Origin of the sequence: Acinetobacter suaedae (assembly GCF_008630915.1) — a bacterium.
GTDB classification, from domain to species: domain Bacteria; phylum Pseudomonadota; class Gammaproteobacteria; order Pseudomonadales; family Moraxellaceae; genus Acinetobacter; species Acinetobacter suaedae.
Genome location: NZ_CP043909.1, coordinates 1,462,093 through 1,477,446, shown reverse-complemented (window position 1 = coordinate 1,477,446; position 15,354 = coordinate 1,462,093). Strand labels below are relative to the sequence as shown.

Genomic DNA, 15,354 nt, shown 5'->3' with positions numbered 1-15,354 from the left:
AAAATAATATTTATAATTTAGGGAGTTAATCCACTGTGTCACAAATAAAAATTTATGCGCTCGATCAAACAATTACGCAATTTAGAATAAAATTGTCTGAAGCGATTCATCAAGCATTAGTAACAAGCTTACATTATCCGGTTGAAAAGAAGTTTCAGCGCTTTATTCCAATGGAACCAGAAAACTTTATTTATCCAAAGGATCGTAGTGATCATTATGTCATTATTGAAATCTCTATGTTTGAAGGTCGATCAATCGAGGCAAAGAAAAAGCTCATTCAAACCATATTTTCAAATATCCAAAACTTGTGTTGCATATCAGCACAAGACATTGAAATTACTATTTTTGAAACGCCGAAAAGTCATTGGGGAATTCGTGGAAAAAATGCTGATGAATTAGAACTGAATTATCATGTCAATGTCTAAACAGATCTTAGGTATTTAGATCATCCTTTTTTGTCTGACAAAAACCATGTTTTTTGTCTAACACAAGCTTAATTCCATAAAAAGTTCTGCTATGCTTAAACACAAATTACTCAGGATAGGATTATTCGCATGAGCGTCACTCTAGGAACTCCACTTCAATCTTCTGCATTTAAGGTTTTACTGTTAGGTTCTGGAGAGCTAGGTAAAGAAGTTGTTATTTCTCTACAACGCTTAGGTGTCGAAGTCCATGCTGCCGATCGCTATGATCATGCACCTGCAATGCAAGTAGCGCATTACGCTTATACGCTCAATATGGCTGATCCTGCTGAATTAAAAAAACTCATCAAAAAAATTCAACCTAATTTAATTGTCCCTGAAATCGAAGCGATTGCAACTGAAGTGCTCGTTGAGATTGAACAAAGCCAAACTGCAACTGTAATTCCTTCTGCAAAAGCCGTTAATTTGACCATGAACCGAGAAGGTATTCGTCGTTTAGCAGCAGAGGAACTTGGTTTACCAACTTCCGCTTATCGTTTTGCCAACACCCTTGAAAGCTTCCGCGCTGCCTGTGATGATATTGGCTATCCAAACTTTGTAAAACCAGTAATGTCTTCATCTGGTAAAGGTCAGTCTCGCGTTAAAAACTTCAATGAAGTTGATGCTGCATGGGAATATGCAATGCAAGGTGGACGTGTCAATCAAGGCACAGTTATTGTTGAATCGCAAATTGATTTCGATTTTGAGATTACCTTACTGACCGTACGCGCTAAAAATCCTGAAACAGGTGAAATCGAGACCCATTACTGTGATCCAATCGGTCACCGTCAAGATGCTGGTGACTATGTAGAAAGTTGGCAACCTCAACCGATGACAGCTACTGCATTACAAGAGTCAAAACGTATTGCCAATAAAGTCACAACAGCATTGGGTGGCTGTGGCATTTTTGGTGTAGAGCTATTCATCAAAGGTGATCAAGTCTGGTTTAGTGAGGTATCTCCTCGTCCACATGATACAGGTCTTGTAACTTTAGCTTCTCAATTTCAAAGTGAATTTGAGTTACATGCGCGTGCAATCTTAGGTTTACCTGTGAATACAGCACGTCATAGTACCGCAGCGAGCGCAGTGATTTATGCGGGTGTCGATGCAAATAACTTAAGCTTCTCTGGCGTAAATCTTGCTTTAGCAAACCCGAACACGGACTTGCGTCTATTTGGTAAACCAGAAGGCTTTAAACGTCGTCGCATGGGCGTGGCGACTGCACGTGCTGAAACCACAGATTTGGCACGTGAGTTAGCACAACAAGCAGCTGACCAAGTGAGTGTAGAAACAAACGCTTAAACAATCCTAACCCCTCTTGCAATCAAGAGGGACTTTGATAGAAGACCCATTTTCATGATCAATACATCTCCATTGCTAAACTACGTGACCAGTCATCATGACATTCAAGCTATTAATCAATGGCGAACAGATGTAGAAAAGCAGTTACAAGAGAGCTATGAAAATGGTCAGTCGATTCGTGATGTCATCAAAGCAAGATCAAATTCTATCGATGAAGCACTTATATTCCTTTGGAATCATGCTGGATTAGATCAAACTGAATTGGGTTTATTTGCTGTTGGTGGTTATGGTCGCCATGAGATGCTTCCGTATTCCGATACGGATATCATGATTCTATCTGAAGATGAAATAAGTGAAGATCAAGAGAAACTTATTTCCACATTTATTTCATCACTTTGGGATGTCGGCAACTTCAAACCGGGCATTAGTGTCCGCACCATTCAAAACTGTGTTGAACAAGCGAGTAATGACTTAACCGTTGCAACAACATTGATTGAGGCTCGTTTAATTACCGGCAATGAACAACTTGCAAAATGGCCTCGTCGAATTGTTGCGCAAACATGGACGGATCAAACGTTCTATGATGCAAAAATGCAAGAACAAGCAAAACGCTATGCTCAACATAACAATACAGAAAGTAATCTAGAACCTGATATTAAAAATGCACCCGGTGGTATTCGAGATATTAATCAAATTGGTTGGATTGCAAAACGTCATTTCCGTGTAAACCGTATTTATGATCTTGTACATCTTGGTTTTATTACTGAGTTCGAACTAGCTGTATTAGAAGAAGCGGAAAGCTTTTTGTGGGAAATTCGCACCCATTTACATCGCCTCGCCAAACGTGATGAAAACCGTTTATTGTTTGAATATCAGCGAGATATTGCTGCAAAATTTGGTTATGTGCGAGAAGAAGGTCAACCTGTAAACTTTGCAGTTGAACAATTCATGAAGCGTTATTATCGCACAGCGCAACAGGTCTCAACCCTGAATGAAATGCTACTGGCGTATTTCAATGAATCCGTGATTACCCCTCGTCTACCAGACTATGAACGTCATATTATCGATATTAATGAACGTTTTAAAATCGTAGATGGCAAATTAGCAGTACAACATCACAAAGTGTTTTCAGAAGAACCGAGTGCTATTTTAGAATTATTCTATTTACTGGCAAATCGACCTGAAATTACCGGTATACGTGCACGTACCTTACGTTTATTAGTACTTGCGGCAAAACGTATTGATCAACGTTTCCGTGACAATCCTGCCCATCAAGCACTATTCATGTCTATTATTCGATCACCTCATCGTTTATATGAAACAATGGTTTCAATGAAACGTTATGGTGTATTGGGTAATTACATTCCAGCTTTTGGACAAATCACAGGCTTAATGCAATACGATTTATTCCATATTTATACGGTTGATGCACACACCTTATTGCTGCTTCGTAATTTAAGTCGCTTTAAAGAACCTGAATTTGCTAAAGAATTCCCTGTTGTAAGCTCCGTCTTCCAACGAATTGCACGCCATGATATCGTTTATCTGGCTGCAATTTTCCATGATATTGCAAAAGGGCGTGGTGGTGATCATAGTGAACTCGGTGCGCTCGATGCCATCGAATTTTGCCGCACCCATGGTTTTACTGAACGCGAGTGTAAACTGGTAGCATGGTTGATCAATAACCACCTACTCATGTCACTTACTGCACAGAAAAAAGATATTTCCGACCCTGATGAAGTAAAAGAGTTTGCTGAAAAAGTCGGTGATATGGAGCATCTTGATTATCTCTATACACTAACTGTAGCAGATATCAATGCAACTAATCCAAAACTTTGGAATACTTGGCGTGCTTCGCTCATGCGTCAACTTTATACTTATTCACGCGATGTAATTCGCTCTGGTCTAGGTCGCCCTGTTGATTATCAAATGCTGATTGAAGACACTAAATTCGCTGCTAGTGAATTACTAGTCAATGATTTCTCCCTCGCTGAAGTTGAAAAAGTTTGGCAAAAACTTGGCGACGAATACTTTGTGAAAGAGTCTGCCAATGAAATCGCATGGCACACTCAAGCAATATTGCAACATGGTGATAATCCAGAACCTTTGGTTCTACTCCGTGCGCACCGTAACGCTGCTGATGATGCGGTTCAGATCTTTATTTATACACGCGATCAACCGAACTTATTTGCAACAACGGTAGCTGTACTTGACCGAATGAATCTAGACGTACAAGATGCACGTATTATCACTGCATCAACCTCGTTTAGTTTGGATACTTACTTGGTACTCGATCGTTTTGGTACATTACTCACAGACCCCCAACGTGAATGCAAAGTTAAGGCAGCCCTAGTTGAAGCATTGAGTCATCCAGATCAGTATCCAGGCATCATGCAACGTCGTATTCCGCGCCATTTACGTCATTTCGATATACAAAACACGGTTGATATTGTACTTAATCCAGCCTTACAGCAGCATATGGTTGAAATTTCCACACTTGATCAACCGGGTTTACTGGCTCGTATTGGTGGCTTATTCATGTTGCAAGGCTTAGATATACATTCGGCCAAAATTGCAACGCTTGGTGAGCGCGCAGAAGATATTTTCTTTGTCACCAAGAAAAATGGTGTATTGCTCACCGATGAAGAAGTAAAGACTTTTGCTGAAACATTAAAAGCAGCATTGGATGAGGCTTCTAATCAAATTTGTAATCCATCTTAAAAACACCTTGCGGAGTTGTAGCTCCGCATCCCCTTTTTCAAAAGGGGGAACTTTTCATTCTTACTTTTGGTAACGTTTAAATGAACTCAAGCTTGTCTCTATTGCATCCTTATCCTTTTGAAAAGTTAAATCAACTTTTTAAAGATGTGCAACCTGCCAACTTACCATTGATTCCACTCTCAATTGGTGAGCCAAAACATCCAGCACCCGAGTTCGTTAAACAAGCCATTATTGATAATTTCGCACATTTATCTACATACCCAAATAGTAAAGGCTTACCAGAGTTGCGCCAAAGTATTGCACAATGGCTAACAAACCGTTTTAAATTGAACATTATCAGTGCAGAAGATCATATTCTGCCTGTCTCTGGAACGCGTGAAGGTATTTTTTCGTTTGTGCAATCACTCATCAAACGTGAAGATCAACCTTATATCGTGATGCCAAATCCGTTCTATCAAATATACGAAGGCGCTGCACTACTTGCAGGTGCTAAACCTTATTTCATCAATTGCACTGAAGAAAATGGCTATTTAGGCGATTTTGATGCCATCCCAGCTGAAGTTTGGGAAAAAACAGCATTATTGTTTGTGTGTACACCGGGTAATCCAACGGGAACCGTACTGTCAAAAGACCAATTTAAAAAATTAATCACTTTGTCAGATCAATATAATTTTGTGATTGCATCGGATGAATGTTATTCGGAACTTTGGTTTGATCAAGCACCTGTTGGACTATTAGAAGTTTGCGCAGAAATGGGACGTGATGATTACAAGAATTGCATCGTATTTCACTCACTTTCTAAGCGTTCCAACTTGCCTGGTATGCGTTCTGGTTTTGTGGCTGGAGATGCAGCTTTATTAAAACCTTATCTGCAATATCGCACCTATCATGGCGCTGCAATGCCAGTTCAGCATCAATTAGCATCCATTTCAGCTTGGAATGACGAAGCACACGTTGAAGAGAATCGTCAACAATACCGTGCTAAGTTTGATTTATTCCAATCTGAGCTTGGTCATCTGCTACCTTTACAAAAACCAGATGCTGGCTTCTATTATTGGTTAAAAGTAGATAATGATGAAACTTTTGCCAAAATGCTCATGGAAAAAGCCAACATTAAAGTTTTACCAGGCCGTTATCTTTCTCGAGATACTGAACAAGGTAACCCAGGCGAAGGTCATGTTCGAATGGCGTTGGTTGCAGATTTGGCACAATGTGAAGAAGTGGTCAAACGACTAAAATCAATTCTTTAATTTAGATGACCAATGGAATCCATAATCTGTTTATGGATTCCTATTTTCATTTTCTCAAACTTGCCCGACCACTAAAATTAAAGCAATCAGTACCATCAAGCCACCTGAAATACGACTCACAATTTTTACTGCTGTTGGCCGTGTTCTCAATAATTTTTTTGCTGCTACACCCACTGACATATACACCACAGCACAACTTAGTAAATGAATCATACCTAACATCATGATTTGTACTGTTGGAGAAAGTGCCATTTTGGGATGTATAAATGGTGGTAACAACGCAAAAAACAAAAGCAGTACTTTAGGATTTAAACCGCTAATCCCCACACCTTTAATCAACCATGCTTTAGCATTCACTAATGATTGATTTTGTCCATCAGTGTGTGAAATAGTTGCTGGCTGCAATAACAGATGAACTCCCATCCACAGTAAATATCCCGCACCTAACACTGTCATTGCCGTCAGAAGAATCGGAAAATGGTTTAAGAGTGAGCCTACACCTGCAGCAACACATAAAATTGCAATCAAATGCCCTAAAATCAATCCTGTAACGGCAGTACTAACAAACTTTCCCTCAATACCTGCCAAAATCGCATACGCCCAATCCGCACCGGGTGTAAGCACAAATAGAATTGAAACACTCCAAAAAGCGAATATCACACTTAATTCCATAAGGCAGCCCTATTCCTCAATAACATGTCATTTTTCAGCTTTGATATTTATACCAATTGATAAATATTGCTTTGAGATAGTAGGCTTTTATGATTAAAATGTTATTCTAATTACTTCTATACATTTAAAATTAAAAGGTAGTTTCTTCTAAATGGATCGCATTGATAAGAAAATTATTGCTGAACTACAATCAAATGGACGATTATCTATCACTGAATTGGCAGAAAGAGTTGGACTCAGCCTATCTCCATGTCATCGTCGTGTGAAGGCACTAGAAGAATCAGGAATTATCAAAGGCTATCATGCAGATTTGGAAGCATCCAAAATTGGTTTGAACTTTTCAGCAATTATTTTCGTCACTTTAAAAGATGGGGACAAAAAGGCATTATCTAGTTTCGAAGAAAAAGTCAGTGAAATTGCAAATGTAACGCAAGCTCAACGTCTATTTGGCAATCCAGATTACCTCCTACATGTAGTCACCAAAGATCTAGCAAGTTTTCAAAAGTTATATGATGACAGCCTGTCAGCTCTACCTAACGTACAACGCCTCACCTCCACAATTGTCATGAAAAACGTGGTATTTAATCGTTTATTGCCACTTTAACCACAAAAACTCATAAAATGAATGAATATCATATAGATAGAGTAAAGAAACCGTCCTCTACTAATGTTTACTGGCAAGACTGAAATCTATCATCGAACACTTGACCATCTGTTGAAATCTTGGTCTATACTTAGCCATCACACAATTTGATGACTATGGAAAGATGGCTTCTCAAACTTCTCAAAAAACCAATAAAAAAGTTTGGCTTTTATTTGCAATCATCGTTGGTTTGGTCATTATTCTCATTGCCTTAAGGTTTACTGGGATTACTAAAAAATCAACAACAGACAACCCGCTTAGATCTGCCGAACAAACTGAGAAAAAATCGGCTCTTACGGTAACAGTTGTTGAACCAGTATTACAAAACTGGAAACAAAGCTTTACCGCCAATGGCAATGTCGCTGCATGGCAAGAAGTAGTAATTGGTAGTGAGTTATCAGGTCAACGTCTCACTCGGGTCAATGTCAACGTTGGAGATCAAGTTAAACGTGGACAGGTTTTAGCCGAAATTAATAGCGATACGATTCGTGCTGATCTTGCAGCTGCCAAAGCCAGTTATGCTGAAGCCCAAGCAGTTCTTGCAGATGCAGCAGCTAATCTTAAACGTGTTCAACAACTTAAAAATACAGGTGCTATATCAGTTCAAGAGTCTGCACAATATCAAACCTCTCAAGCGACGGCCCAAGCTCGCTTGGATGCAGCTAAGGCACAAATTGAAAGTAATGAATTACGTCTAACCCAAACCAGAGTGGTTTCCCCTGATAACGGCGTAATTTCTGCTCGTAGTGCAACTGTCGGATCTTTGGCGCAAACAGGACAGGAATTATTCAGGTTAATTAGAGACCATCGTTTAGAATGGCGCGCCGAAGTAACTACGACTGATCTCCATAAACTCAAACAAGGTATGACAGCAGAAATTATTTCTCCTGATCCAACTCAACCAAAAATCAAAGGTAAAGTGCGCATGATCGCACCTGTTGTCGACCCACAAACACGCTATGGGATTGTGTATGTCGATTTACCTCCGACACAAGCTGTTCGTATGGGTATGTTTGTTAAGGGTGAATTTGATCTGGGAGAAAAATCGGCACTCACTCTGCCTCAAAGTGCATTATTACTCCGTGATGGTTTTGCTTATATCTTTACTGTAGATCGTAATAGTCGTGTCACTCAGAAAAAAGTAACCATAGGTCGTCGTTATGGTAATCGTGTTGAGATTCTAGATTTACCCGCAAACGTCAAAGTGGTTTCATCAGGTACAGGCTTTTTAAGTGATGGAGACCTCGTAAGCATCGCAAAAGAAATTCCTGATACACCACTTAGTCAAAAACTTGTTACTCAGCAGGAGCGTTAAGATGAATGTTTCTGCTTGGTCGATTCGCAATCCGATTCCCAGTATTCTCTTATTTATCATGCTGGGTTTAGCGGGTTTGTTATGTTTCCACTGGATGAAAATACAACAATTCCCCGATATTGAGCTGCCAATGGTCACAGTAACGGCTGCACTTCCGGGTGCTGCTCCCCCACAATTAGAAACGGAAGTGGCGCGTAAAATTGAAAACTCGATTGCAACTTTACAAGGTCTTAGAAATCAATATACCAATATTCAAGATGGTATAGTGAATATCACAGCCGAATTCCAACTAGAAAAACCGCTCCAAGAAGCCGTAGATGATGTACGAAATGCGGTTTCACAAGTACGCTCAGATTTACCTGCGGATTTAAGAGATCCAATTGTCAGTAAAATTAATTTATCTGGCTCACCCATCTTAACTTACACCATCCAATCTCCCAAAATGGATGAGGAAGCACTCTCATGGTTTGTCGACTATGACATTTCACGTGCCATGCTCCAAGTGAAAGGAGTTGGCGCAGTATCACGTGTTGGTGGTGTCACACGACAAGTAGAAGTTGAGTTAGATCCTGAAAAATTACTCGCACTTAATGCAACAGCCACTGATATTAGTCGTCAATTGCGCTTACTTCAACAAGATGCCTCAGGCGGACAAACCAAAATTGGTGGGAGTGAACAGTCAATTCGCACCATCGCTACTGTACAGACAGCCGCAGAAATTGGTGCGATGGATATTGCACTCAGTGACGGTCGCCACATCCGTCTCGATCAAGTTGCTACGATTCATGATGGTATTGCAGAGAGACGCTCAGCTGCACTATTAAATGGGAAACCCGTGATCGGTTTTGAAATCACGCGTAGTAAAGGCGCAAGTGAAGTTGATGTTGAAAAAGGCGTTATCCTTGCATTGGATAAACTCAAAGCATCACATCCAGATCTTGAAATCACCGAGGCATTTAACTTTGTTCAGCCTGTTGAAGAAAATTATAAAGGTTCAATGGCACTACTTTATGAAGGTGCCCTGTTAGCTGTACTTGTCGTGTGGTTATTCTTGCGTGATTGGCGCGCAACAATTATTGCTGCAACTGCCTTACCACTCTCAATTCTACCTGCCATGATTGGCATGTATTATCTAGGTTTTACCTTAAATATTGTCACCTTATTGGCCATGTCTTTGGTTGTCGGCATCTTAGTCGATGATGCGATTGTTGAAATTGAAAATATTATTCGTCATCTGAGGATGGGCAAGACACCGTATGAAGCTGCAATGGAGGCTGCTGACGAGATTGGTCTAGCAGTCATTGCAACAACATTTACTTTGATTGCTGTCTTTTTACCAACCGCCTTTATGAGTGGTATTGCGGGTAAATTCTTTGTGCAATTTGGGTGGACAGCATCACTTGCTATTTTTGCATCATTACTTGTGGCCCGTTTGCTAACCCCAATGATGGCAGCCTATATTCTAAAACCTTGGGTGGGGAAAATTGATCACCCATTACAAAATGGCTCTGCAAACGATCAAGGAGAAGCTGGACTAGCCAAAGATCGAGAAAATGATGGGAAAGTCATGCGCAGATATATGCGATTGGTGACTTGGTGTATTCGCCATCGCTGGATCACCTTATTTGGTGCAATCCTATTTTTTATCGGTTCATTGATGCTTATTCCATTACTTCCAACTGGCTTCGTTCCGCCTCCAGATACTGGACAAACCCAAGTCCGTTTAGAGTTAACACCGGGTTCACAATTTGCTGATACATTAAAAACTGCGGAATACGCCCGCAACTTAATTAAAGATCATCCTGAAATTAAAAGTATATATACCACTATCGGTGGCGGTGCAGCAGGTACAGATCCCTTTTCCGGTGGTGCATCAACTGAACCACGTAAAGCAACCTTAACCATTCAAACAACTGAACGTAAAAGTCGTAGTGCAAGTCTTCAGCAAATCGAAGATGAAATCAGACAAAAGCTTGCCCCTCTCCCTGGTGCAAGGATTCAAGTCGGCATCGCTGGAAACAACAGTCAATATCAATTGGCTCTTTCAGGTGATGATCCCGAAGCACTGATTTCAACAGCTCGACAATTGGAAAGAGAGTTACGTACGATTCCAAATATCGGTAGTGTAAGTTCAAGTGCTGCATTAATTCGCCCAGAACTAGTGATCCGTCCTGACTTTGCAAAAGCCGCTGATCTAGGGGTTACCACCTACGATATTGCTGAGACACTTCGGATTGCGACTGCAGGTGACTTTGATCAAAACTTGGCAAAACTCAATTTATCACAACGGCAAGTTCCTGTAGTCATTAAACTTCCTTTATCAGCTCGACAGGATCAAGAGTTGATCAAACGTCTGATTGTCAAAGGTAGTCGTGGCCCAGTCATGCTCGGCACTATTGCTGAAGTCAATATTGAAAGTGGTCCTTCGCAAATTGATCGCTTTAATCGTATGCGTAATATCAATTTAAATATTGAACTTAACAATCAACCCTTAGGTGATATTGCAGCCCAAGTTGACCAATTACCGACCATGCAAAATCTGCCACCGAGCGTGACACGCACTAACATTGGTGATGCAGAAGTTATGCAAGAGTTATTTTCTAGCTTTGGTCTCGCCATGCTAACAGGCGTATTGTGTATCTATGTGGTGTTAGTACTTTTATTTAAAGATTTCTTACAGCCGATCACCATTTTAGTAGCATTACCATTGTCATTAGGCGGCGCTTTCGTCTTACTACTTTTAGCCCAAAGTAGCTTTTCCATGCCGAGTCTAATTGGATTAATCATGCTAATGGGCATCGCAAGTAAGAATTCCATTTTATTGGTCGATTACGCTATCATTGCACGTAATGAAAAGAGTTACTCACGTTTTAATGCCTTACTCGATGCCTGCCATAAGCGCGCACGACCAATTATCATGACCACATTGGCAATGGGTGCTGGAATGTTGCCTATTGCTTTAGGTATTGGAACCGATCCGAGTTTCCGTTCTCCTATGGCAATTTCCGTGATTGGCGGATTGATTACCAGTACATTCTTATCCTTATTGGTTATTCCTGTGGTTTACACATTTATTGATGATATTCACCAGAAATTTTTTAACTTTAAAAAGAATAAGCATGTACCATCAGAATCTTCCCTGTAAGATTAATAAAAAAGACGGTTTCATTACCGTCTTTTTTATTAGTAAAAATATTCCTTACTTTGCTAATGCTTTTTCTATATCGGCTTCCAAAGCTTCAGGTTTAGTTGTCGGTGCGTAACGACCCAAAACCTCACCATTGCGTCCAACTAAGAACTTGGTGAAATTCCATTTGATATTACGACTGCCTAAAATACCTTTTGCCTCACGAGTTAAGAAACGGAAGATCACATGTGCTTCAGGGCCTTTGACATCTACCTTGGCAAACATTGGAAAACTTACACCGTAGTTACGCTGGCAAAAAACACCTATTTCCTTATTGGTACCAGGATCTTGTCCACCAAATTGATTGCATGGAAAACCCAAAACTTCTAAGCCTTGAGATTTATATTTTTCATAAAGTTTCTCAAGCCCCGCAAATTGTGGTGTAAAACCACACTTACTTGCTGTATTTACGATCAGCATCACTTTTCCTTTATAATCAGAAAGTGCTTTTATTTCTCCCTCTAACAACTCAGCTTCAAACTGATAAATGTTACTCATGGATAAGTTTCCTCGTCGTTCTTTTCTTCTGTTTTAAGTTGTAATGATGCTGAATTTACACAATAGCGTAATCCAGTCGGTTCTGGGCCATCCTCAAATACATGCCCTAAATGTGCATCGCAATCATGACAAACAATTTCTGTTCGAACCATGCCATGCGAAGAATCATCACGCTCCTCTATGGCTAAATTATCGATCGGTCGATAAAAACTCGGCCAACCAGAGCCGCTGTCATATTTAGTTTCAGAAGAAAATAATTTCGCACCACAGCAACGACATACATAAATCCCTTTTTGTTTACTATTCCAATATTGTCCAGTAAATGCAGGCTCAGTACCCTTTTTACGAGTAATGCGATATTCTTCTGGCGATAACTCTCTTTGCCATTCTCGGTCAGTTTTATTGACTTTTCCCATGAAAAAACTCCTTTAAATCTATGAGATTCAATGTCATGCTTCATGCTTTCCATATTTACGCTAGTCCTTGATAAATTTCTAGCGAAATTTCAAAATAGATTGTGCGTTTTCGGTAATCTATTTTTTCTTAACTTACAAAACATTGGATGGAATTATGTCCGTTATCAGTAACACTACGCCACGAGAAATTAAGAAATCATCTAAGCTCGAGCATGTTTGCTACGACATTCGTGGACCTGTGTTACGAGCCGCCAATGAGATGGAAGAGCAAGGGCATAAAATTATTAAGCTCAATATCGGTAACCCTGCACCATTTGGTTTTGAAGCACCTCAAGAGATTATCAATGACGTTGCTTTAAACTTACCAAATGCGATTGGTTACACCGATTCTAAAGGTATTTTCCCTGCACGTAAGGCAATCTGCCAGTACTACCAGCAAAAAGGTATTTTTGATATGCACGTCAACGATGTGTATGTCGGAAATGGTGTTTCAGAACTCATCGTTATGGCAATGCAAGGCTTGCTAGATGACGGAGATGAAATGCTAGTTCCAATGCCTGATTATCCTTTATGGACAGCGGCAGTCAACCTTTCTGGTGGCACAGCAATCCACTACAAATGTGATGAGGAAAACTACTGGTATCCTGATATTGCAGATATGGAAAGTAAAATCACACCGAATACCCGTGGGATCGTGGTGATTAATCCAAATAATCCAACAGGCTCAGTTTATCCGCGCCATGTATTGGCACAAATTGTCGCTTTAGCAAAAAAATATGATTTGATTCTATTTGCTGACGAAATCTATGACAAAGTGATCTACGATGGAATAGAACATGTTTCACTTGCTGCACTAGCTGGCGATCAACTGTGCATATCTTTTAACGGTCTATCTAAAGCATATCGTATCGCAGGTTATCGTGCTGGTTGGATGGCGATTACAGGTAACAAGGCCCGTGCTGCTGATTATATCGAAGGTCTAGACATGTTGGCTTCGATGCGTCTATGTGCGAACCATCAAGCTCAATATGCGATTCAAACAGCTTTGGGTGGTTATCAATCGATCAATGACTTAATACGTCCAGGTGGTCGCCTGTATGAGCAACGAAATATTGCTTGGGAGATGCTAAACGAAATCCCTGGCGTAAGTTGTGTCAAACCAGAAGGTGCAATGTACTGCTTCCCAAGACTTGATCCAACTGTATATGCGATTGATGATGATGAGGCTTTAATGCTTGATTTATTGAAAGCAGAAAAAGTTTTGCTCGTGCAAGGTACAGGGTTCAACTGGCCAACACCTGATCATTTCCGTGTGGTATTTTTACCGGCAGAAAATGAGCTTCGTGAAGCAATTAACCGCTTAGGGCGCTTCCTAGCCACACGTCGTTAAGGAAAAAAATTAAAGCAATGTCTTTACTAGACATTGCTTTTTTTATTTTTAGAATAGTTCGTCTGTCATTACATAAAATTGCACCAAGATAGAGCATTAATATAAAAACAAGATCACATTAAATATAAATAATTGATATATATTATTTTAATAAAAACCATTATTAAACTTCTTTGAGACTCATAAAACATCTGCATGAGCCAATTTCCACCTTGAAGACACGTCTAATAAAAAATAATTTGCCAATGATTTAGGTACTAAAACTTCAAATAATAGCCCCCGATGTCATGTCGGATTTGACATAGCACTTCGACGGAAAACTAAAAAACAGGATTGTGATTGATGATTAAAACGGTTAAATCATTAGGATTAGCGTGTACCCTACTTGCGGCCTCAGTTTCATTATATGCGAAAAATAATGTCGTTATTATGGCGACTGGCGGTACGATAGCAGGTGCAGGCGCTAGCTCGACCAATAGCGCAACCTATACAGCAGCGAAAGTTCCTGTAGAAACATTAATTAATTCAGTTCCTCAAATTAAAGACTTAGCAAATGTAAGCGGCGTTCAAGCTCTACAAATTGCATCCGAGAACATTACCGATAAAGAACTTTTATCGCTAGCACGCCAAGTCAATGATTTAGTCAAGAAACCATCTGTGAATGGTATCGTGATTACACATGGTTCTGACACACTTGAAGAAACAGCATTCTTTTTGAACTTAGTTATTCATACTGACAAACCCATTGTTTTAGTAGGTTCAATGCGCCCATCTACAGCACTTTCTGCTGACGGTCCACTTAATCTATATAGTGCCGTTGCCCTTGCTTCATCTGATGAGGCAAAAAATAAAGGTGTACTAGTACTGATGAATGACTCAATATTTGCTGCACGGGATGTAACCAAAGGGATTAATATCCATACCAATGCCTTTGTAAGCCAGTGGGGAGCTTTAGGAACTGTTGTTGAAGGAAAACCATATTGGTTTAGAAACAGTATTAAACGACACACGAAAGCATCAGAATTTAATATTGAAAATATTAAAGGTGAACAATTACCAGTTGTTCAAATCGTATATGGTTCAGACTCAATGAAACCTGATGCGTATCTTGCTTATGCAAAAGCAGGAGCGAAAGCAATTATCAATGCGGGTACAGGTAATGGTTCAGTTGCAAAATATTTAGTTCCAACCTTACAACAACTACACAATGATAACGGTATTCAAATTATCCGTTCTTCTCGTGTTGCTCAAGGTTTTGTTTTACGTAATGCTGAACAACCTGATGATCAATATGGTTGGGTGGCTGCACATGATCTTGATCCACAAAAAGCACGCATTCTCGCAGCATTGGCACTTACGAAAACCAATGACGCTAAAGAAATTCAACGGATGTTCTGGGAGTATTAATTTACGTCCATAGCACTTAAACCGATGTATATGATCAAATCGCATATACATCGGTTTTTTAGTTTCTGAGTCGAATACAAAGCAGATATGAT

The 15,354-nt window shown here is 39.9% G+C and carries 12 protein-coding genes; 9 read left to right on the top strand and 3 right to left on the bottom strand.

Annotated elements, in window-relative coordinates; translation table 11 throughout:
* Window positions 1-35 precede the first annotated feature (35 nt).
* The 4 genes from F2A31_RS06895 (at window position 36) to dapC (ending at window position 5,734) form a co-directional block, all read left to right on the top strand.
* Complete coding sequence (locus F2A31_RS06895) at window positions 36-425, top strand: tautomerase family protein (protein WP_150025753.1); 390 nt, start codon at window positions 36-38, stop codon at window positions 423-425.
* Window positions 426-545: 120 nt separating this feature from the next.
* Window positions 546-1,763, top strand: coding sequence for a formate-dependent phosphoribosylglycinamide formyltransferase (gene purT, locus F2A31_RS06890; RefSeq protein WP_171490644.1), 1,218 nt, complete (start codon window positions 546-548; stop codon window positions 1,761-1,763).
* Window positions 1,764-1,817: 54 nt separating this feature from the next.
* Window positions 1,818-4,484, top strand: coding sequence for a [protein-PII] uridylyltransferase (gene glnD, locus F2A31_RS06885; RefSeq protein WP_150025751.1), 2,667 nt, complete (start codon window positions 1,818-1,820; stop codon window positions 4,482-4,484).
* A gap of 80 nt (window positions 4,485-4,564) precedes the next feature.
* Window positions 4,565-5,734 (top strand): succinyldiaminopimelate transaminase, encoded by a 1,170-nt coding sequence (gene dapC / locus F2A31_RS06880; RefSeq protein ID WP_150025750.1) that lies wholly within the window; start codon window positions 4,565-4,567, stop codon window positions 5,732-5,734.
* A gap of 54 nt (window positions 5,735-5,788) precedes the next feature.
* On the opposite strand, the gene F2A31_RS06875 is transcribed toward dapC, so the two are convergent.
* Window positions 5,789-6,406, bottom strand: a complete 618-nt coding sequence (locus F2A31_RS06875) for a LysE family translocator (RefSeq protein WP_150025749.1) — start codon at window positions 6,404-6,406, stop codon at window positions 5,789-5,791.
* Between the two features lie 151 nt (window positions 6,407-6,557).
* Here F2A31_RS06875 and F2A31_RS06870 point away from each other — a divergent pair, with 151 nt between their 5' ends.
* The 3 genes from F2A31_RS06870 (at window position 6,558) to F2A31_RS06860 (ending at window position 11,509) form a co-directional block, all read left to right on the top strand.
* A complete protein-coding gene (locus F2A31_RS06870; RefSeq protein WP_150025748.1) occupies window positions 6,558-7,010 on the top strand; it encodes an Lrp/AsnC family transcriptional regulator in 453 nt (150 codons plus the stop codon).
* Window positions 7,011-7,173: 163 nt separating this feature from the next.
* Entirely contained in the window at window positions 7,174-8,364 is a 1,191-nt protein-coding gene (locus tag F2A31_RS06865) for an efflux RND transporter periplasmic adaptor subunit (protein ID WP_150025747.1), read from the top strand.
* A 1-nt stretch (window position 8,365) separates the two neighbouring features.
* Entirely contained in the window at window positions 8,366-11,509 is a 3,144-nt protein-coding gene (locus tag F2A31_RS06860) for an efflux RND transporter permease subunit (RefSeq protein WP_150025746.1), read from the top strand.
* Window positions 11,510-11,563: 54 nt separating this feature from the next.
* Here F2A31_RS06860 and F2A31_RS06855 read toward each other — a convergent pair whose 3' ends face one another.
* Window positions 11,564-12,049 carry a glutathione peroxidase gene (locus F2A31_RS06855; RefSeq protein ID WP_150025745.1) on the bottom strand — a complete coding sequence of 162 codons (486 nt, stop codon included), beginning with the start codon at window positions 12,047-12,049 and terminating at the stop codon, window positions 11,564-11,566.
* A complete protein-coding gene (gene msrB, locus F2A31_RS06850; protein WP_150025744.1) occupies window positions 12,046-12,465 on the bottom strand; it encodes a peptide-methionine (R)-S-oxide reductase MsrB in 420 nt (139 codons plus the stop codon). The genes F2A31_RS06855 and msrB overlap by 4 nt, the downstream gene beginning before the upstream one ends.
* 154 nt (window positions 12,466-12,619) lie before the next feature.
* Here msrB and F2A31_RS06845 point away from each other — a divergent pair, with 154 nt between their 5' ends.
* A complete protein-coding gene (locus F2A31_RS06845; RefSeq protein WP_150025743.1) occupies window positions 12,620-13,855 on the top strand; it encodes a pyridoxal phosphate-dependent aminotransferase in 1,236 nt (411 codons plus the stop codon).
* Between the two features lie 339 nt (window positions 13,856-14,194).
* Window positions 14,195-15,262, top strand: coding sequence for an asparaginase (locus tag F2A31_RS06840; protein WP_150025742.1), 1,068 nt, complete (start codon window positions 14,195-14,197; stop codon window positions 15,260-15,262).
* The last annotated feature ends 92 nt before the right edge of the window (window positions 15,263-15,354 follow it).

Bases quoted from the DNA above. Each gene is read 5' to 3' on its own strand.
- dapC (WP_150025750.1), top strand. From the start codon at position 4,565: ATGAACTCAAGCTTGTCTCTATTGCATCCTTATCCTTTTGAAAAGTTA.
- F2A31_RS06860 (WP_150025746.1), top strand. From the start codon at position 8,366: ATGAATGTTTCTGCTTGGTCGATTCGCAATCCGATTCCCAGTATTCTC.
- glnD (WP_150025751.1), top strand. From the start codon at position 1,818: ATGATCAATACATCTCCATTGCTAAACTACGTGACCAGTCATCATGAC.
- F2A31_RS06870 (WP_150025748.1), top strand. From the start codon at position 6,558: ATGGATCGCATTGATAAGAAAATTATTGCTGAACTACAATCAAATGGA.
- F2A31_RS06875 (WP_150025749.1), bottom strand. From the start codon at position 6,406: ATGGAATTAAGTGTGATATTCGCTTTTTGGAGTGTTTCAATTCTATTT.
- F2A31_RS06855 (WP_150025745.1), bottom strand. From the start codon at position 12,049: ATGAGTAACATTTATCAGTTTGAAGCTGAGTTGTTAGAGGGAGAAATA.
- F2A31_RS06845 (WP_150025743.1), top strand. From the start codon at position 12,620: ATGTCCGTTATCAGTAACACTACGCCACGAGAAATTAAGAAATCATCT.
- F2A31_RS06865 (WP_150025747.1), top strand. From the start codon at position 7,174: ATGGCTTCTCAAACTTCTCAAAAAACCAATAAAAAAGTTTGGCTTTTA.
- msrB (WP_150025744.1), bottom strand. From the start codon at position 12,465: ATGGGAAAAGTCAATAAAACTGACCGAGAATGGCAAAGAGAGTTATCG.